Below are 20,763 nucleotides of genomic sequence, written 5' to 3'. Positions count from 1 at the left end.
TTTAGTCGTTTATTTACTTTATTAATTCATACCTCAACTTGGGAAGTCTAAACCTCTGCTTTGGGAGTCTCAACCTCAGCTTTAGGAGCTGCAACCTTTACTTGGGGAGCTGCATCGTCAGCCTTCGGTTTGCGCGGCGGGAAGTTGAGGGCAATGATTGTGTTTTGCGGACAAGCTTCCTCGCACTTGCGACAGGATTTACACTTATTGGGGTCAACGTAAGCCAGATTGTTTTCCAGCGTGATAGCCTCGAACGGACAAACCTTCACACACTTGCCACAACCGATACATGCCACGGTACAAGCCTTGCGTGCTACGGCCCCCTTGTCCTTGTTTACACACTGTACGTAAACACGACGTGATTTCTTGCCTTGAGGACGGATTTCAATAATAGATTTCGGACAAGCCTTGGCACAAGCTCCACAAGCCGTACACTTTTCCTCATCCACTTCGGGAAGTCCGGTCTCCGGATTCATGTGGATAGCATCGAACTGGCAGGCAGCCACACAGTCGCCGCATCCCAGACAGCCATAACTGCAACCCGTTTCACCACCATAGAGAGAAGCCGCAATGGCACAACTCTTGGCGCCATCGTATTGGTTCACACGAGAACGGTTGGCACAAGTTCCATTACATCTCACCACCGCAACCATAGGTTCGGCAGCAGCGGCATCCAAGCCCAAAATCTCGGCAATCTTTGTCATGACGGGCTGTCCACCCACCGGACAAAGTTTACCATCCAGCGAACCTGCCTTTACGCAAGCATCTGCAAATCCGCTACAACCGGGGTAACCACATCCACCGCAATTTGCCTGGGGAAGCACCTCTGCTACCTGGGCAATCCGCGGATCTTCATACACGGCGAATTTCTTGGAAGCCACGTAAAGAATAGCGGCCGATACCAGCGCTATAACTCCCAATGAAATCACTGCAATCAGAATTACATTCATAAATTAGTTGTTTATTAATTATTTGTTTTATTATTAGTTAGTTCATCGGTCGTACGGAGAATGAGAACTTCTTACCCATCCGCGACTTGTTCAGCCACAATATATAATAATAAGGTACAAGAAGTGCTAGCGAACAAAGCGCGGAACGCAGCTCGTCATTCCAGATAGCCATAAAGACAAATAGTGAGATTATCAGAATAAGGAAAGGAAATATAAAGGCAAACAGAACTGCCATCACTCCCATTGAAAGTTCGCCCGTCACCCATACACGGTCACCGGGCTGGTAGGATGCGGCATTGGCATCGGCCACATCGACAAGTTTCTCTTTCGTATCCGCAGAGGTACAATGTCCCTTGACACTACACGAAGCGCACGCTGAAGTCTGGATGATTCTCACTTGGAGATGAGAACCGTTTATGTTTTCCACAATACCTTGATGTTTTATAGTATTCGCCATTTTGCAAAGTGTGCATTACAAATCGCGGCAAATTTACGCATTATTTGTGAACTGCAAACCTTTCCTATGCATTTTCTGTGTTCGTAAACGTGCTTTTTCTATGTTTTTATGTTTTTTCACCTGCCACAAACTACAAAAAGACAAAAAACAGACGGTCTGTCAAGGGAAAACAGACCGTCTGACTAACCAAAACAGATAATCTGTTCACTCCGAACAGACCATTTGTTTATTTACCATTTATAATTGATACCGAAACTGAGTAATTCTTTTACCTGGAAATAGCTGTCCCCTTCCGTCGGCTTGGCACTGTCGTCATAGCGGGCGTGCACATAAAGCTTGGTGGAAAGATAGCGGTTCAGCACAAAGTTCACCGTGTTTTCCCATTCGATACGTGTCCACTCATAACTGGTCTGGAAGTCTAGGCGGGAATCCAGCGTAATGGAAGGAATGATGGTCCACGAAAGTGTAGGCTGTATCTGCGAACCGAAGTTATGCTTCACGCACTTGCCCTCCTCAAGACCGAAACTCACTTCATTCACCCCCTTATTCCCTACATAACGCAGCATGTACGTCAGCGGAGCTATGAAAACGGACAAGCTGAATTTCTGCTTTTTCAACTTGTAGTCCATACCGATACTGCTCGACCAATCTGCCGGAGCAAAGAAAGCGGAAACCAGCTCTTCACTGTTGGCCTTGTAGCCATTGCAGAACTGGGTCTTAAACTCAGTCGTGATGGTATAATACCACTTGGATGCAGCCTGAATACCCAGTTTACTGTACAGCCGGAGTTGGTCGGTACTTACCAGATAATTATGAAACTCGTCGGAAGGTGCCGAGCTGAAGCCTAGCTTGGCATCGAGCAGATTTTCCCACTGCACCTTCTCACGGTCATTATAGTTGGCAAACAATTGCAGGTTGGCAAGCACGGCGTTAGTGCTCTCGCCTCCCTTGTACCAGTTGTCGGAGATATAGTTCTGTGTAATCTGCAACGAACCGTTTCCACCGGTCACCCACCAGTTGGGCTTGTGGATAATTACGTCGGCTTCCTCCTTCACTCCCACCATATTCTCTTGTGCAAACAGTTTCACGACGGACGGTTTGGAAGAAACTTCCTTCTCTATATTATCCTTGAATATCTTCCCTTTCATCACCTCCTTCTCGGTCATTACAACCAGATTGGGACAATCTACATACGTGTTCAGCAGCGTACGGTCCACCAGCTTGTTGGCGCGGTCCTTCGAGGTGAAAGTCAGTGTGTCGAACGGCAGCATCTCGCGCGTCATGGCAGGCACCGTATCGGGCATCTGGAAATGCCAGTCCACCTTGGAAAGGCGTCTCATGGGAGCATAATAATAGGTAAGGGGGAGGAACAACCTATAGTAGTTCGGATCGGAAGGTATATAACGTTCCGGGGTCGTGGGGTCATTCAGATAATCCAGCACTCCGAAATACCTTTCATATAATATGGAAACAGTATCCAGCTTGTACCCCGTACCTTCCGGTTTCAATTTCAGAATCATGTATTCTTTCATTATATCCGGCAAGGTGTCGGCTTTGGCAGTTGTTTCCTGTCCACTGTTCTTCGAGGCGGTATCCAGCGTATTCTGTGCCATCACCGACGAAGAGATCATCGTAGCAATTAACCAAAATGCAATGTGTCTATTCTTCATAATGCCCTTAAGTCTATGTTTCGAGCGCAAATTTAGCTTAAAATGTTTAGAAAACATAGAAAAGCCATGAAGAAAAAGGCTAGAGAGAGTTTCTTCGATGAAATCGTATTTTTTAATAATTGTTTCACAGAAACTTTCTCTACTTCCTCTTTTTTTTATAATTTTGCGCTTTTTAAGTTCCACGTGTATTGACGGGAGCAGTATGCACCCTGAACGACAAGCCGTATAGGCTCTTGGAATTAGATTAAACAATTAATAAAATAATATAGTTGTGGGAGAAACAAAGTATATTTTCGTCACCGGTGGTGTTGCCTCTTCACTAGGTAAAGGTATCATCTCATCCTCCATCGGTAAATTGCTGCAAGCAAGAGGTTACAAGGTAACCATCCAGAAGTTTGACCCGTATATCAACATCGACCCGGGTACACTGAACCCTTATGAACACGGCGAATGCTACGTAACCGTGGATGGCCATGAAGCCGACCTCGATTTGGGTCATTACGAACGCTTCCTGGGCATCCAGACCACCAAGGCCAACAATATCACGACCGGACGCATCTACAAAAGTGTCATCGACAAAGAGCGCCGGGGTGACTATCTGGGAAAAACAATCCAGGTTATTCCCCATATTACAGACGAAATCAAGCGTAATGTAAAACTGTTGGGAAACAAATACAAATTCGATTTTGTTATTACCGAGATTGGCGGTACAGTGGGCGACATCGAGTCTCTGCCCTATCTGGAAAGCATCCGTCAGCTGAAGTGGGAATTGGGAAAAGACGCCTTGTGCGTGCACCTTACTTATGTCCCCTACCTGGCAGCTGCCGGTGAACTGAAGACCAAGCCCACCCAGCACTCCGTAAAGGAACTGCAAAGTGTGGGAATTCAACCGGATGTACTAGTGCTGCGTACCGAGCACGAACTCAGCAACAACCTGCGCAAGAAGGTGGCCCTCTTCTGCAACGTAGACGAGAATGCCGTAGTGCAGAGCATTGATGCGCCTACCATCTACGAGGTGCCCATCCTGATGCAGTCCCAAGGGCTGGACGCCACCATTCTGAAGAAGATGGGGCTTCCCGTGGGCGACACTCCGGGGCTGGGACCGTGGCGTGCTTTCCTCGAACGCCGTCACAAAGCCGAAGAGACTGCCCCGCTGCACATCGCATTGGTGGGCAAATATGACTTGCAGGATGCCTACAAGTCCATCCGCGAGGCCCTTTCACAAGCAGGAACTTACAATGACCGCAAGGTGTCGGTAGACTTCGTGAACAGTGAAAAGCTGACAGACGAGAATGTGGCAGAAGCCCTGAAAGGCATGGCAGGCGTACTTATCGGTCCGGGCTTCGGCGAACGCGGCGTTGCCGGCAAGTTCGTAGCCATCAAATATGCGCGTACACACAACATCCCCACCTTCGGTATCTGTCTGGGTATGCAGTGCATCGCCATTGAATTTGCCCGTAATGTACTGGGTTACGCCGATGCCAACTCACGTGAGATGGATGAAAAGACACCGCACAATGTTATCGACATCATGGAAGAGCAGAAATCCATCACCAATATGGGTGGGACCATGCGTCTGGGTGCCTATGAATGTGTTCTGCAGAAAGACAGCAAGGCATACGAGGCATACGGTACCGAGCATATCCAGGAGCGTCACCGCCACCGCTATGAATTCAACAACAGCTTCAAGGAGGCCTACGAAGCAGCAGGTATGAAGTGTGTGGGTATAAACCCCGAATCGGATCTGGTAGAAATTGTCGAAATACCCGCATTGAAGTGGTTTGTCGGTACCCAGTTCCATCCCGAATACAGCAGTACGGTATTGCATCCGCACCCGCTGTTCGTAGCATTCGTGAAGGCCGCCATCGAAAATGAAAACGAAAAGAAATAATTTGTAATTAGTAATCTGTAATCAACAAAGAATGGATAAAAATACCATCACAGGTCTTGTTCTGATAGCGATATTGTTAGTAGGTTTCAGCTTTCTGAGCCGTCCCAGCCAGGAGCAGTTGGAAGCACAGCAACGTTACTACGACTCCATAGCCCAGGTGCAACAGCGCGAAGCCGACTTGAAAGCCAAGGCGGAAGCAGCCCTGGCCAACGAAAGCGGAGCGGAAGCAAGCGTTGACTCCACTGCCCTCTTCTTCGACGCCCGTCAAGGAACCAACTCGCAGGTAACCATCCAGAACAACCTGGCAGAAATAACCGTAGATACAAAAGGCGGACGCATAGCTTCGGCCACGCTGAAGGAATACATGGGACAAGACAAAACGACTCCCGTCACACTGTTCAGCGGCAACGACGCTTCCATGAATTTCCTCTTTTACAACAAGAAAGAGACTATCCAGACGGAAGACTATTATTTCACCGCAGTAAACCGTACGGACAGTACCGTCACCATGCGTTTGTCGGCAGACAGCAACAGCTATATCGACTTTACATATCGCATGCACAATGACACATACCTGATAGACTTTACTATCCAGGCAGTCAATATGGAAGGCAAGTTGGCGGCTACCAACAATTATGTGGACATCGAGTGGTCTCAGCGTGCCCGTCAAATAGAGAAGGGTTACACCTACGAGAACCGTCTGGCTGAACTGACTTACAAAATCACCGGAGAGGGTACCGATTATCTGTCTGCCAACAAGAACGATGAAAAGGAAGTTCCAGAACGCCTGGACTGGATTGCTTTCAAGAACCAGTTCTTCTCTTCAGTATTTTTGGCAGATGCCGACTTTGAAAAGACCAAGCTGAGTTCCAAGATGGAGACTCAAGGCAGCGGCTACATCAAGGACTATTCTGCAGAGATGAGCACGAAGTTCGATCCTACCGGCAAGGAACCTACCCAGCTGTTCTTCTACTTCGGCCCCAATCACTACAAGACTCTGACCGCACTCGACAAGGGGCGTGACGAGAAGTGGGAGCTGAACCGTCTGGTCTATCTGGGCTGGCCGCTCATCCGTTGGATAAACAAATGGTTCACCATCAACATCTTCGACTGGTTGTCCAGTTGGGGTTTGAGCATGGGTATCGTACTGTTGTTCATGACGCTGATTGTAAAGGCAGTGGTATTCCCGGCTACATGGAAGACCTACATGTCTTCTGCCAAGATGCGCGTACTGAAACCGAAAATCGACGAGATAAACAAGAAGTACCCCAAGCAGGAAGATGCCATGAAGAAGCAGCAGGAAGTGATGGGCCTCTACAGCCAGTACGGAGTCAGCCCGATGGGCGGATGTCTGCCGATGCTGATACAGTTCCCTATCCTGATGGCCTTGTTCATGTTCGTGCCGAGTGCCATTGAACTCCGCCAACAGAGCTTCTTGTGGGCAGATGACCTTTCCACTTATGATGCATTCATCAACTTCCCGTTCCATATCCCGTTCCTGGGCAGCCACCTCAGCTTGTTCTGCCTGCTGATGACGGTTACCAACATATTGAACACGAAGTACATGATGCAGCAGCAGGATACGGGTGCCAATCCGCAGATGGCTGCCATGAAGTGGATGTCATACCTGATGCCTATCATGTTCCTCTTCATATTGAACGATTATCCTTCGGGATTGAACTATTACTACTTCATCTCTACGTTAATCAGTGTGGTAACAACGCTCATCATGCGCAAGACAACCAATGAGGAAGCCCTTCTTGCCCAGTTGGAAGCCAACAAGAAAGACCCGAAGAAGATGAAGAAAACCGGTTTCGCCGCCCGTCTGGAAGCTATGCAGAAACAGCAGGAACAGATGATGAAAGAGAGACAGAACAAAAAGTAGTAAGACTACCGTTCAAGATATTCTTTTGCAGAAAGCCGGACAATGACATTTGCCCGGCTTTCTTATCCTTACGCCAATGAAAAAACTCACAGACTCTAAATTATGCAGACTAAATACACCTACAAACAGATCTGGCTTATAGCCTACCCCATCCTAATCAGCCTCCTTATGGAGCAACTGATAGGTATGACGGACACTGCCTTCCTCGGGCGTGTGGGCGAAGTCGAGCTGGGAGCATCTGCCATCGCCGGTGTCTTCTACATGGTCATCTTCATGGTTGCCTTCGGTTTCAGCATCGGGGCACAGATACTCATTGCCCGGCGTAACGGCGAACAGCAGTATAAGGAAATCGGTGACTTGTTCTATCAGGGCATCTATTTCCAAGTCGGAATGGCGGCAGTCATGTTCCTGCTATCCTATTGTTTCTCACCGATTATCCTGAAACGCATCGTCGCTTCGGAACATATCTACGAAGCAGCCACCAGCTACCTGCATTGGCGTGTATTCGGTGCCTTCTTCTCGTTCAGCGCAGTCATGTTCCGTGCCTTTTTCTTGGGAACCACCCAGACCAAGACACTGACACTGAACTCCATCGTCATGGTGTTGAGCAATGTCGTATTCAACTATATCCTGATTTTCGGTAAATTCGGTTTCCCGGCGCTCGGCATTGCCGGAGCCGCCATCGGCTCCTCACTGGCCGAGCTGGTTTCGCTGTTATTCTTCATCCTCTATACCCGCAGCCGCATCGACTGCCGCAAGTACGGGCTGGATCGTATTCCTAAGTTCCGGCTGGACGTATTGAAACGGATGCTGAACGTCTCTTTCTGGACCATGATACAGAATTTCTTCTCCCTCTCCACCTGGTTCCTTTTCTTCCTTTATGTGGAGCATCTGGGAGAGCGCTCGCTGGCAGTGACCAACATTGTCCGCAACGTGTCCGGCATACTGTTCATGGTACTCATGGCATTTGCCTCTACCTGCGGGTCACTGGTCAGCAACCTCATCGGTGCAGGCCACTCCGATTGCGTGGCAGGCACCATCCGGCAGCACGTACGCATAGCCTACGTCTTCGTACTTCCGCTGGCATTGCTTTTCGCGGTGTTCCCCAAGCTGATTCTGGGAATTTATACCGACATACCCGACCTGCAGGACGCTGCCGTACATTCGCTCTGGGTGATGTGCTCCACCTATCTGTTCCTGGTTCCTGCCAATGTCTATTTCCAGGCAGTTTCCGGAACCGGCAACACGCGTACGGCATGGGGGTTGGAGATGGCTACGCTGGTCATCTACACAGCCTATATCACCTACATTATTCTGATTCTGCAACTCGACGTGGCCATCTGCTGGACCTCGGAAATGGTTTATTCCAGCTTTATTCTCATTTTCTGCTGGCTATATATCAAACGTGGAAATTGGCAAGGAAGGAAAATTTAGTATCTTTGCATTGAAATAACCGAAACAAAAAACATATATGAAACAAGTAAATCTACTACTTATGTCAGCAGCCATGACATTGGCCTCTTGCGGAGGCACAAAAGATGCCGGACAGCAGCAGGACGCAGCAACGCTCATCCAGCGGTCGGACATCAAGATTGAAGGAAAGCGTATGACACCCGAGGCACTCTGGGCGATGGGACGCATCGGCAGTGTGGCCGTATCCCCCGACGAAAAGCAGATTGCCTACACGGTATCTTATTACAGCGTGCCCCAGAACAAGAGTAACAGCGAAGTCTTCGTCATGAATGCCGACGGTAGTGACAATACCCAGATAACGCATGACGCCTGGCAAGAAGGACAGCCCACGTGGTTTAAGGACGGCAAGAAGCTTGCCTTCCTTTGCAACGAAAGCGGCAGCAGCCAGGTATGGGAAATGAATCCCGACGGCAGCGGACGCAAGCAGCTGACCCAATACGAGGGAGACATCGAAGGGTTCTCTTTCTCGCCCGACGGCAAGAAACTCCTTTTCATTGCCCAGGTAAAGACCGTAAAGAGTACGGCAGACAAACATCCGGACCTTCCTAAAGCCACCGGCATTATCGTTACCGACCTGATGTACAAGCATTGGGACGAATGGGTGACTACTGCTCCCCATCCGTTTGTTGCTGATTTCGACGGCAATGCCATCAGCAATGTCACCGATATTCTTGAGGGAGAGCCATACGAAAGCCCGATGAAGCCCTGGGGCGGTATCGAGCAGCTGGCATGGAGCCCGTCTTCTGATAAAGTGGCCTATACATGCCGTAAGAAAACCGGACTGGCGTATGCCATTTCCACCAACTCCGACATTTATATCTACGACCTTGCCTCCAAGGAAACCAAAAACATCACGGAAGAAAACAAGGGATATGATACGAATCCCCAATACTCTCCCGACGGCAAATACATCGCCTGGCAGAGCATGGAACGTGACGGCTACGAAGCCGACTTGAACCGCTTGTTTATCATGAACCTCGAGACCGGTGAGAAACGTTTTGTAAGCAAAGCTTTCGAATCGAACGTGGACGCCTTCTTGTGGAACAAAGATTCCCAGAGCATCTACTTCATCGGTGTATGGCATGGCGAGACACAGATTTACAACATCGACCTTGCCGGAAACGACAAGCTTACCCAGCTCACCGACGGCATGCACGACTATGCTTCACTCGCCCTTTGCGGAGACAAGATTATCGCCAAACGCCACTCCATGAGCATGGGCGACGAAATCTATGCCGTAAACAGTGCACGCAACGGCGACGCTTTTGCAGAAGCAGTGCAACTGACCACAGAAAACAAGCAGATTTACGACCAGCTGGAAATGGGTAAAGTGGAAGCCCGCTGGATGAAGACCACCGACGGCAAGCAGATGCTGACCTGGGTAATTTATCCTCCACAATTCGACCCCAACAAGAAGTACCCCACCCTCCTCTTCTGTGAAGGCGGTCCTCAGAGTCCCGTCAGCCAGTTCTGGAGCTACCGTTGGAATTTCCAGATTATGGCGGCAAACGACTATATCATCGTAGCTCCCAACCGTCGTGGTCTTCCGGGCTTCGGTGTAGAGTGGAACGAAGCCATCAGCGGTGATTATGGCGGCCAGTGCATGAAGGACTACTTCACTGCCATTGACGAAATGGCCAAGGAACCTTTCGTCGACAAAGACCGCCTGGGTTGCGTAGGCGCCAGCTTCGGAGGCTTCTCCGTATATTGGCTTGCCGGACACCATGACAAACGCTTCAAGGCATTCATCGCACACGACGGTATCTTCAACATGGAAATGCAATATCTGGAAACGGAAGAGAAATGGTTTGCCAACTGGGATATGGGCGGCGCTTATTGGGAAAAGAACAACGCTACGGCACAACGCACTTTTGCCAACTCCCCGCATCTCTTCGTCGACAAATGGGACACCCCTATCCTCTGCATCCACGGAGAGAAGGACTTCCGCATCCTTGCCAACCAGGCAATGGCCGCCTTCGATGCAGCCGTGATGCGTGGCGTTCCTGCCGAACTGCTTATCTATCCGGACGAAAACCACTGGGTATTGAAACCTCAGAATGGCGTGCTGTGGCAACGTACCTTCTTTGAATGGCTGGACAAATGGCTGAAACCTGCTAAGTAAAGCCCCTCAAAAACAATAAAAACAAATAATCCCGGATTCTTGACAAAGAGTCTGGGATTATTTGTTTTTATTGTACACCGCCCGATTCATTTTTTATGACTATAATTTGGGCAGTTCAAATAAAGTCAATACATTTGTTTTATGCATAAGTTAAAAACGATGCAGACAAATTGTATAACTATGATTAACAACACATAAACAATGAACGAAAACTGGCCGGAAATTGTAGAAACACTGTTGCCCTACTTTGGAGTAAATTCTGCAGAAGGTGACTACCAACGGGAAATAGAAATCTGTCTGAAATTCCTTGGATGGAAGAAAACCAATGAAACGATGAGATCCCAATTGACTCTACCTATAGGAAACAACAGCTCCATACGGCCCGACATCGTCCTCTGGAAAAAGAATGCAAATGGGGTGCCTACTCCCGTACTTCCCATTGAAATAAAACGTCCATCCAATATACGGAACGAAAGGCAAGAAAACCAACTGATGTCTTATATGCGCCAACTCAAACTCAATGTCGGACTATACATAGGAGAAAAGATCGAACTATATTACGATGTTCCCAATGATGGAGAAAGTCCCGTTTGTGTATTTACCGTAGAGATTCAAAAGGAAGATGCCAATGGTTCCACTATTTGCGACCTGCTCACCTACGATACATTCAGTTTAAAAGACGTAGAGGCATTCTGCTACGAACAATATCAAAGGATACAAGCACGCAATAATCTGCACAGACAATTTACCGAGTTCTTGTCTCCCGATAATGGTGTAAAGAACATGCTTTCATTGCTTAAAGAGAAATTCATGAAAGCCGGTTCTGAAGAATCCGCCATCAATGAAGAGATTGCCAATGTCGTGCTCACGGTTCATTACGAGAAGAACAACGCAGTTGCTTCATTATCAGTCAGGAATCCTCAGATACCTCAGCCTTTACCGATCGGTAACCAGACAAAAGACTCTAAAGACCACACCAAATATTCCTTTGACGGGATCAATTTCCATGTAAAAAGGCGCTTCGTACTGGAAGTGATAAAACATTACATAGAAGCTCATCCCAACATCAGATACAAAGAACTGGAAAAGGTATTCCCACCTAGTCTGCACAGTAGGGCACTGGGGGTGGTACGTAGTCTGGAAGAAGTTCGGGAAAAATTGAGACTTCATCCTGATCTAAAGAAGCGCTATTTTCTAAAGGAGGAAGAAATCATCCCATTAGCGGACGGCACGAGAATTGTCGTCAACAATCAATGGGGGACATTATTCCCGAAATTCCTTGCTGCAGTCCAAAAGCTATATACCATTACGGATGATGCCGTACATCATACAGAAAACGCACAGCAAGTCAAAGTTTTGGAAGTAAACAAAAAAAACTCTAGAGAAAATAATACTCCAGTATACCAGTTAAAGATTACTTTTGAAAACGGAAAAGTGATTCAGGAAAAAAAAGCGGCCGAAACCCTTCGCCAATTTATAATGACAGTAGGCATAAAGAAAGTATCTGCCTTAGGTATTAAACAGTGTAATGTTCCATTGGTTTCAAACATACTCGACTCCAAATACGGAAGTGACCAAAAAACAATAGGGAATGGCTGGTATCTGATGAGCCGTAATAACACACATTCCAAGAAACGTGATATCGAGCGTATTGCCAAAGCTTTGGGTATTCAGGTGACCGTGGAAATTGTATAATGGAAGACAGTAATTCAAGAGATATGTCTTGAAAAATACTTTTTCATGAAGAGTACGTATATTGCGCTCAACAGTAAGATACACCCTATCAAGAAGATATAGCCATACCGTTGACAATAAATATATCCTACTATTATAAGAGTCTGTATTGTCATATAGACCAAAGAGACTATGACATGAGGAATCTTCAGTTCATTCGCCATAATCTGATACAGATGCTTGCGATGCGGTAGCCCGATATTCTCATGAAGCATCAGGCGGTGAATGATAGTCAGTACACTATCCACACCATAAACGGATAAAAAGACTATCCAACTGAAATCTTCCGTTTCAATGATGAGCCTGCCTATCAGGAAAAGAAGGATGAAAGCAATGCTCACCGAACCCACATCACCGGCAAAGCACTTGGCTTTCTTACGAAAATTGAAGAAGCAGAAGACAAGAACAGAACAGATAACGGTATAGATGAAATCCGCTTCCACAAAAGTCACTACCTCCTTATTGATATAGGCCAACGCAGCAAGAATAACCAGAGAATAACCGCCGGTTATGCCGTTAATGCCATCCATAAAATTGTAGGCATTGATGATACCCGTACAGACTATCAAGGCTATGACTATCCACCACCAGGACAAGGAGAACAGCCCCCACTGATAAAACATCAAGGCCATGGCAGAGAAATGAAAAAGCAGCCTTGTCATCTGTCCGGTGGATTTCATATCGTCCACGAAGCTGATGAACGTCACCAGTGTCAAGGCAAGCAGGAACCAGGGATATTCAAAGCCACTCGTCAGGAAATAGGCAAACGCCCCGAAATAGAAAATAATCCCACCACCGCGTAAAGTCACTTTCGTATGGGAACTCCGCTCATTGGGCTTGTCGATGATATTGCACCTATCAGCCACTCTAAAATAAAAAAGTTCTGCCAAAAACAGCAGAACCAATATAATCAGATAATACATAACAGTATTTTCCTCTTTAATTTTTAATTGTTTACTTTTATATTTGAGAACGATTTTATCGTTCTCACTATCCCCTCCTCTGCCCTCACCGGCATTCTGTCAATTCCCAGGGCAGCCTTTATTTTCGCATTACTCACCACATAATTCTCAGTCAACTTGCGCAGGCGCTCTGCATTCAAAGGCAAATGGAGCAGAGTCCCAAGCCGGGCACAGAATTCCATCAGTCCTCTGTTTATCTTCCAGATATGCGGCTTGCGCTCCAAAGCCCGACACATCAAAGCTATCAGCTCATTCGTGGACAAGGCTTCGTCATCTCCCATGTGGTAGATACCACTCGCCACCTCCTTGGTCAAAAGACCTTCCACCACGTAGCAGAGATTGTCTATTGAAGTAAAAGACCTTCTGTTCTCAAAAGCCCCTAAAGGCCAGGGAACACCTTTCCTCACCACATTATAAAGAAGATTCAGATTGCCTTTGTTGCCGGGACCATGAATCATGCAGGGACGCAGGATATAAACCTGCTTGTCATCATACGGATTAGCTTTCAATTTCCCATTTTTAACCTTCAACTTGTCAAGGATGTAATTCTCGGCAGCTATCTTACTTTCCCCATAAGGCCCTACCGGAGCAGGCACCACATCTTCAGTCAGCATATCACCCACCACACTGTCTGCAGCGGCTTTCACAGAACTGAAGAATACGAACTTCTTCGCAGACGATTCCAGAAAGAAATCAAATATCTTTTGGGTCAATCCCGTATTAATATCAAAATAGGATTGGGCTGCGGACCGGTTTTTCGTATCATGGGCTTTACCAGCCAGATGAATAATGGCATCGAATTCAGGAAGATTCCGCATCGGAAAAGAAGCCGGTTCGATATCCTTCCAGAAAAAAGTCTTTACCACCCCCTCCTTTTCAGGAGCGACAATATCCAGCCCGTAAAGGCTATGACCTTCCTTTAGGGCAACAACGAGATTGGAACCCACAAAGCCGTGGATTCCAGTGACGAGTATGTTCATTGAAATATGCTAAAAAATATACTGACCGGAAACGTGATTATTGGTTATGTATTTAATAAAATAAGTATCTCCAATGACAGAGAAGAAAATATACCACGTCGTATTAGAATTACGTTGATAAGTGATGTAATACATATCCTTACCATAACGCTCAAAAAAAGCGGGCGCTTTCTTTTTTAATTTAGAATGAATGTTCTGTTGAATATCAGCTATCAGTTCTTCCACATAAGAAATAGCAAAAGGATAAGTACCCAAATACTCCTTCTCAACAAGTATTTTTATAAGCCCATACAAATCCTCCTCTACTTCGGGAGCGAATACGACTCTCATCCAAACAAAGCCTTTATACGAGGGCAAAGTCTATCCAATAATTCTTCACCGGAAATAGCATGCCTAATGTCATCACGTCCTTCCGTAACGATATTCGGATTATTCTCATTACCCGTATATACAACTACCGGTTCACCAACATTCGGCACCATCGGTTCTTGTTCCTTATATGGCTTGTTCTTCTTCATGAATCCAATCTTTCTACAAAGATACCCGGGAATATCAAGATATCCTAATAATTGATTGATAAATATCAAAAGTTTGCCTGACAACCTTATCTATAGAAAATTCTTCTTCCGCCAACAGACGAGAGTTCCTTCCAAACTCCTTCCTCTTCGCATCATCTTCTATCAATAGGCCGATGGCATCAGCCAACGCCCTACTGTCCTTGGCAGGAACCAAATAACCATTATATCCGGATTTCACGCATTCACGGCAACCCGGTACATCGGTTGTTACAATAGGACGCCCTACCGCACATGCTTCAATCAAGGATTTGGGCAAACCTTCCCGATAGGAAGGCAGTACAACGATATCGCTATCCGTATATATAGGAAACATTTGAGCCTGATATCCTATCCATTCAATATAATCATCGACAAGAAGAGACCTTAGCTTTTCTTCCCCCAAAACAGCCAGATTTTCTTTGTCGCAATCACCTGCCAATATGAATTTTACTTTTCCAATAAATCGCTTTTGAAGTAATTTGGCTGCATCAATGAACTCCATCACCCCCTTATCCAACAATATCCTTGCAGGAAAGAGTACCTTTAATTGAGTCTTGCCAGGAGCTTGGGAAAAAACAAATTCATTCAAATCTACTCCCGAGCCCTTTATCAGAAAAATATGGGACGAGGGAACCAGATTGAAGCCTTTGATCATCCCCACATCATCCGGATTCTGAAGAATAAAGGAAAAAGACTTACTTTTGAATGCAATGCGAATCAAAGTCCTTATCAACTTCTGCAAAATCCCATTCCTGCCGTTCGTAAAGTTATACCCCAATCCACTTATTGCATTCACAACATGATGTTGCCCTGACAGCTTAGCTGCAACAGAACCTAACAATGCAGCCTTTAAAGTAACATGATGAATTATATTAGGTCTATACTTTTTGTAGTTTGTATATAACTGAAAAATACATTTCAATTCATGCAAAGGATTACTTCCGGAACGGTCAAAAGGAATATCGATAAAGCGAATCCCTTTCCCTTGTAAAAACTGTTTTCTTCCGGTATCCCGTGACAATAAATAAACTTCATATCCCTGCTGAATAGCATTCAGGGCAATAGGCAAACGATGGGAAATAAAGAACCAATCAACATTGGTAACAAAGAAAAGCTTTTTCATTTTATCATAATCTGCCGTCAACGGATTCTTTGGGCAAGAAACCTTTAACATCAAACACAACAGACCGTGTCTTCGACAAACTTTCGATATCTATTCCCGTAAACAGTTGATGGGCAACCGCCAACACAACCGAATCAAACTTTTCTTCAGGAAGTTCATTGATCACTTCAATTCCATATTCATGCTTTACGATATCCGGATTTGCCCACGGATCATAAACGGTTATATTCAGATTGTATCCCATCAAAGCCTCATAAATATCTATCACTTTCGTATTACGTACATCCGGACAATTCTCCTTGAAAGTAAAACCGAGTATCAGTATATTAGAGTTCAAAACCTGAATTCCTTTTTTCAGCATCAGTTTTATCACTTGACCAGCCACATACTCTCCCATACCATCATTCATACGACGACCGGCCAATATGATTTCAGGATTATAGCCATAACTCTGTGCACACTGGGCCAGATAATAAGGATCTACGCCAATGCAGTGTCCTCCAACCAGCCCCGGCTTGAAAGGAAGAAAATTCCATTTGGTACTTGCAGCCTCCAACACATCCTGAGTATCAATCCCCATACGCGTGAATATCTTGGAAAGCTCATTGACAAAGGCTATATTGATATCACGTTGCGAATTCTCAATGACTTTGGCTGCCTCCGCCACCTTCATCGTGGGAGCCAAATGTGTCCCGGCAGATATAACAGAAGCATACACTTCGTTCACTTTCTTACCAATTTCAGGAGTTGAACCTGAAGTCACTTTCTTTATCTTCTCGACTGTGTGTAGCTTGTCACCCGGATTGATGCGTTCGGGGGAATAACCTGCAAAGAAATCCGTATTGAATTTCAAACCGGATATTTTTTCCACTACCGGAATACATTCATCCTCAGTCACACCCGGATATACTGTAGATTCATACACTACAATATCACCTTTGGAAATCACTTTCCCTACAGTGGTACTTGCACTATACAGAGGAGTCAAGTCCGGATTATGGTTATGATCCACAGGGGTAGGAACTGCCACAATATAAAAGTTGCAATCACGAATGTCTTCAATGTCAGCCGTGCACTTGAAGCCATTGGCAATGGCAGACTGTAGCAATTCGTCCGAAACTTCAAGGGTAGCATCGTGTCCTGCCATCAATGCATCCACACGAGATTTATTCATGTCAAAACCAACAGTTTTGTATTTGGTAGAGAACAAACGAGCCAAAGGAAGCCCTACGTAACCGAGACCGATTACGGCGATTTTTACTGTATCCATAAGATTTTCAGTATTTATTAGGAAGTTTAGTTTATTAGCTAATAGAAAGGGAAAAAGAATGAATGAATCAGATATTATGCCAATACCATTTGACAGCTTCTTTCAGACCGTCGCGCATGCTGTATTCCGGAATATAACCAAGAAGTTTTCTAGCCTTATCAATGCAAGCCAAAGAATGAGGTATATCACCCTGCCGATTCGGGCCATGAAGAATCTCCACATCAGCTATTTTCGGATCAAACTCACTCAAATATTCCTTCAAATAATTCACCAGCTGATTCAATGTAGTCCTTTCTCCAAAAGCGGTATTATAAACCTGATTGACTGCATCCGGATTGGTGGTTGTCATGGCAAGCATATTCATCTGGATTACATTGTCAATGTAAGTAAAATCACGGCTGTATTCACCATCACCGTTAATCACGGGACTCTCGTGTGCCATCAATTTCTTTACAAATAAGGGGATAACAGCAGCATAAGCACCAAAGGGGTCCTGACGACGTCCGAATACGTTAAAATAGCGTAAGCCGATACATTCCATTCCATAAGTACGTGCAAATACATCCGCATAAAGCTCGTTCACATATTTGGTTACAGCATAAGGAGATAACGGTCTGCCGATCACATCTTCCACTTTGGGAAGAGACTGGCTATCTCCATAAGTGGATGAACTTGCCGCATACATAAAGCGTTTCACTCCTGCATCACGGGCAGCAATCAACATATTCAGGAAGCCACTAATATTAACTGCATTAGTAGTGGCAGGGTCTTTGATGGAACGGGGTACAGAACCCAATGCTGCCTCATGCAGAATATAATTGACTCCTACCACTGCCTTCTGGCAATCAGAGAAATTACGGATGTCACCTACGATCAGTTTAAATGTATCAGGATATTGATTCAATAACGGAAGAAGATTCTCAATCTTCCCTGTTGCGAAGTTGTCCAAACATACAACTTCATAATTATGGGCAAGTAAATACTCGCAAAGGTTAGAGCCGATAAAGCCGGCTCCTCCGGTAACTAATACTTTCATTATATAAACTTTAAGTTATAATTATCATCTAATCATTATATATATTCTCCTTATATTCAATCTTTTTACTCAAATCGTTCTTTTTCATATTTTTACCACACTTATGAAAGATATTATTCACTATACGCCCTGAAATACCATCAATTTTATCATTGAAGAATATTCCAAATTTGCCGAAATTTGTTATTGAGCAATTAGAAATTATGATATTATTATGTTTATTCTCAGAAGTAGATTCCACTTTTATCCCCACAAAATCATTGTTCTTATTACAACATATAATCTTACATTTATCGATTAAAACATCTTCTGTAGAGTATCTATATGTAAGCCATCCATAGCTGTCAGTCAATATATCACAATCTTTCACCTGCATATTTTTCAGTCCAAAAGCTCGAATATTCCCTCTGTCGAACACACTATTATTAACAAATATATTATTAACAATATATTTCCCTTCTCTATTTTTACTTCTTCCAGCAACCAATAAACCATTTCCTGCATTATTGCTGAAAAAGCAATTGTTTATCCTTATATTTTCACACGCGTAATAACAGTTTTCATACGCTGAAATATTTATATCATTAGGTTCAATATCTAAACCGGCTTGAGGTGGCGTACCATTTGTATTTATAAATTTACATCCTAAAAAATCAACGTGATTAGCTCTAGTAATGGAACTTCCCTGACGATGATTGTCACTAAAAATACAATTTATAACACTTATATAAGAAGGTGAGTGATCTATATTAGACTCAAGGTAAACATTGCCTATATATAATCCGTCGCCACGATTAAAACCGGATTGCAGATTAGACAATATGATATTACTTCCATATCGGATGCATATTCCATGACATTGCTCCGTTTTTATATCTGACTCCGATTTATTGCCAATTATTGTAAAATTCTTCAACTGAATATTTGATGTTCCAGCCCATTTCCCTCTATTATCTCCAATAGCCATAAAGCAATCTGCCTTCAACGATGTATTCCATTTAAAAACACTATTTCCCCCATCAATAATCATATCAGAATGTAACTGAAAATTAGCATGTTTAAAGTAGTAAACACCACAGTTAAAGAGTAAATTATCAAACAACAATATGTTATTCATCTGCTGGCTATTATCACTTCCACTGATAAATCGTCCTGAAGAATCGACAACACAATCACTTTTGAAGTCAAACCATATAGAATAGGCTGTATCAGCTTTCCAACTTCCTTTTAACAAAATATTATCCGAAAAAACAACATTTTGTTGAGCCATTACTTTTGTTCCATTGCCAATAAGCGTACCATTTTCGATTCGTCCACTATCTACAAAACACAAGACTGCACCTTCAGGAATGACAACGTTTTGAGACATAAGATTTATATTGGATTTAATTACATATTTCGCATATGATAAATTAAACTGATTCTGAATAGGCTGTATACTATTTGTCACGAAAACGATATTAGCTTGACTATATATAGGTAAAATAAAGAAAAGTAATATTAATAAGTAAAACTTCATTGTACTAATTCGTAAATGAAAAAAGAGAGTTCTCCGAAAAAATCACAAACTTTTATAAAGGCACATATATTTCTGTGCAACAGCATTTATATCATATTGTTTAGCAAAAGAATGACATCTTTCAGCTACATTTTGATACAATGTCTTATCCCCTAAAACCTTATTTATACACAAAGCTAATCCTTCATCATCCTGGAATTCAAACAGTAATGCCACATCTCTTACTAAATCACCAATACCCGGCACGTTAGACCCAATAAATGGCTTCTTGCATGACATGGCTTCAAGCATAGAAATACTGAATCCTTCGTGCTCTGACGAAAGAACAATAACATCGGAACCTTGCAATAAATTAGGAACATCTTTCCTTAATCCCAAGAAGTGTACACGAGAACCAATACCCATCGCGTGAGCATAATCTTTATTATCATTTAGAAAAGGACCATCACCAATACATAATAAATGCACATTATTATCTAGTCTTAATAATGCCCTAATAAGAGTTTTATAATCTTTCATGTAAGAGAATCGAGCCACCATCGCTACAAATTTGCAGTCAGAAGTTACCCCTATTTCTTTACATATATCTATTGGAACAGCTTTTTCAAAAAAAGATACATTAATTCCATTATTGATTACAACACTATGTATATTGTGAATATGCTCTTTCAATGCCCGCTCCACCTCTGTAGATATTGAAACAACACAATCATATGTATCATATATCTTTTTCTCAACAGCCCTCCATATTTTTTTTCTGCGCCTATTAGTTGTTGAATGTTCTGTATATACTAAACGCACATTCATTTTTTTTAGTCTTTGGGTTAATGCCACCACATACAAGGAAGGAAAAAGATGGACATTTATAATATCATAATCATGTTCCTGAATAAAATCCGATAACAATTGAATATTCCTAAACGACCTCATTTGATGTGATAGTACAAAACATCGGACTCCTTGTGCTTCCAGTAATTGGGCATATTCTTTATCCTTTGGATTTTCCAAGCTGAGCACATGCACTACATTACCTTCAATCTTATTCAATGCCGTTGCTAATGCCAGAACTAATGCTTCTGCACCTCCCCCTCTTACCAATGAATTTATAACATGCAATATTTTCACCGTATTCCC

The 20,763-nt window shown here is 44.1% G+C and carries 17 protein-coding genes; 5 read left to right on the top strand and 12 right to left on the bottom strand.

Annotation, left to right across the window (positions count from 1 at the left end; all coding sequences use genetic code 11):
* Nucleotides 1-47: 47 nt before the first annotated feature.
* From H1A11_RS06275 to H1A11_RS06265, 3 genes are all read right to left on the bottom strand, one after another.
* On the bottom strand, nt 48-950 hold the full coding sequence (locus H1A11_RS06275) for a Fe-S cluster domain-containing protein (protein WP_174646765.1): 903 nt from the start codon (nt 948-950) through the stop codon (nt 48-50).
* A 37-nt stretch (nt 951-987) separates the two neighbouring features.
* Nucleotides 988-1,407, bottom strand: coding sequence for a SoxR reducing system RseC family protein (locus tag H1A11_RS06270; RefSeq protein ID WP_008663545.1), 420 nt, complete (start codon nt 1,405-1,407; stop codon nt 988-990).
* A 230-nt stretch (nt 1,408-1,637) separates the two neighbouring features.
* Nucleotides 1,638-3,077 carry a DUF3078 domain-containing protein gene (locus H1A11_RS06265; RefSeq protein WP_138345901.1) on the bottom strand — a complete coding sequence of 480 codons (1,440 nt, stop codon included), beginning with the start codon at nt 3,075-3,077 and terminating at the stop codon, nt 1,638-1,640.
* Between the two features lie 271 nt (nt 3,078-3,348).
* Between H1A11_RS06265 and H1A11_RS06260 the strand changes: the two genes are divergently transcribed.
* The 5 genes from H1A11_RS06260 to H1A11_RS06240 all read left to right on the top strand — a co-directional run bounded on the left by H1A11_RS06260 (nt 3,349) and on the right by H1A11_RS06240 (nt 12,143).
* On the top strand, nt 3,349-4,968 hold the full coding sequence (locus tag H1A11_RS06260; protein WP_117966405.1) for a CTP synthase: 1,620 nt from the start codon (nt 3,349-3,351) through the stop codon (nt 4,966-4,968).
* 31 nt (nt 4,969-4,999) lie between these two features.
* Nucleotides 5,000-6,853 carry a membrane protein insertase YidC gene (gene yidC, locus H1A11_RS06255; protein ID WP_181757905.1) on the top strand — a complete coding sequence of 618 codons (1,854 nt, stop codon included), beginning with the start codon at nt 5,000-5,002 and terminating at the stop codon, nt 6,851-6,853.
* A 102-nt stretch (nt 6,854-6,955) separates the two neighbouring features.
* Nucleotides 6,956-8,287: an MATE family efflux transporter gene (locus H1A11_RS06250; RefSeq protein WP_119962205.1), complete on the top strand. Its 1,332-nt coding sequence runs from the start codon at nt 6,956-6,958 to the stop codon at nt 8,285-8,287.
* Between the two features lie 37 nt (nt 8,288-8,324).
* A complete protein-coding gene (locus H1A11_RS06245) occupies nt 8,325-10,448 on the top strand; it encodes a S9 family peptidase (RefSeq protein WP_117966910.1) in 2,124 nt (707 codons plus the stop codon).
* Nucleotides 10,449-10,649: 201 nt separating this feature from the next.
* Nucleotides 10,650-12,143 carry a hypothetical protein gene (locus H1A11_RS06240; protein WP_181757904.1) on the top strand — a complete coding sequence of 498 codons (1,494 nt, stop codon included), beginning with the start codon at nt 10,650-10,652 and terminating at the stop codon, nt 12,141-12,143.
* A 14-nt stretch (nt 12,144-12,157) separates the two neighbouring features.
* On the opposite strand, the gene H1A11_RS06235 is transcribed toward H1A11_RS06240, so the two are convergent.
* The 9 genes from H1A11_RS06235 to H1A11_RS06195 all read right to left on the bottom strand — a co-directional run bounded on the left by H1A11_RS06235 (nt 12,158) and on the right by H1A11_RS06195 (nt 20,754).
* Nucleotides 12,158-13,105 carry a glycosyltransferase family 4 protein gene (locus tag H1A11_RS06235; protein ID WP_181757903.1) on the bottom strand — a complete coding sequence of 316 codons (948 nt, stop codon included), beginning with the start codon at nt 13,103-13,105 and terminating at the stop codon, nt 12,158-12,160.
* A gap of 23 nt (nt 13,106-13,128) precedes the next feature.
* Nucleotides 13,129-14,124: an NAD-dependent epimerase/dehydratase family protein gene (locus H1A11_RS06230; RefSeq protein ID WP_181757902.1), complete on the bottom strand. Its 996-nt coding sequence runs from the start codon at nt 14,122-14,124 to the stop codon at nt 13,129-13,131.
* A 9-nt stretch (nt 14,125-14,133) separates the two neighbouring features.
* A complete protein-coding gene (locus tag H1A11_RS06225; RefSeq protein ID WP_005829173.1) occupies nt 14,134-14,454 on the bottom strand; it encodes a hypothetical protein in 321 nt (106 codons plus the stop codon).
* Nucleotides 14,451-14,642 (bottom strand): hypothetical protein, encoded by a 192-nt coding sequence (locus H1A11_RS06220; protein ID WP_005836975.1) that lies wholly within the window; start codon nt 14,640-14,642, stop codon nt 14,451-14,453. Before H1A11_RS06220 ends, H1A11_RS06225 begins: the two co-directional genes overlap by 4 nt.
* A gap of 34 nt (nt 14,643-14,676) precedes the next feature.
* Nucleotides 14,677-15,804 (bottom strand): glycosyltransferase family 4 protein, encoded by a 1,128-nt coding sequence (locus H1A11_RS06215; protein ID WP_034523419.1) that lies wholly within the window; start codon nt 15,802-15,804, stop codon nt 14,677-14,679.
* 4 nt (nt 15,805-15,808) lie between these two features.
* The gene (locus H1A11_RS06210) at nt 15,809-17,074 is read right to left on the bottom strand and encodes a nucleotide sugar dehydrogenase (RefSeq protein ID WP_117966918.1); all 1,266 of its coding nucleotides are present in this window, start codon (nt 17,072-17,074) and stop codon (nt 15,809-15,811) included.
* Between the two features lie 67 nt (nt 17,075-17,141).
* Entirely contained in the window at nt 17,142-18,110 is a 969-nt protein-coding gene (locus H1A11_RS06205) for an SDR family oxidoreductase (protein WP_117966921.1), read from the bottom strand.
* A gap of 28 nt (nt 18,111-18,138) precedes the next feature.
* Nucleotides 18,139-19,479: a right-handed parallel beta-helix repeat-containing protein gene (locus tag H1A11_RS06200; RefSeq protein WP_181757901.1), complete on the bottom strand. Its 1,341-nt coding sequence runs from the start codon at nt 19,477-19,479 to the stop codon at nt 18,139-18,141.
* Between the two features lie 192 nt (nt 19,480-19,671).
* A complete protein-coding gene (locus tag H1A11_RS06195) occupies nt 19,672-20,754 on the bottom strand; it encodes a glycosyltransferase (RefSeq protein WP_117588822.1) in 1,083 nt (360 codons plus the stop codon).
* Between the last annotated feature and the right edge of the window lie 9 nt (nt 20,755-20,763).

Source organism: Bacteroides sp. CACC 737, assembly GCF_013874375.1.
GTDB classification, from domain to species: domain Bacteria; phylum Bacteroidota; class Bacteroidia; order Bacteroidales; family Bacteroidaceae; genus Bacteroides; species Bacteroides uniformis.
Note: the sequence above shows the minus strand (reverse complement) of the source record. Positions and strands in the feature narration are given on the sequence as shown.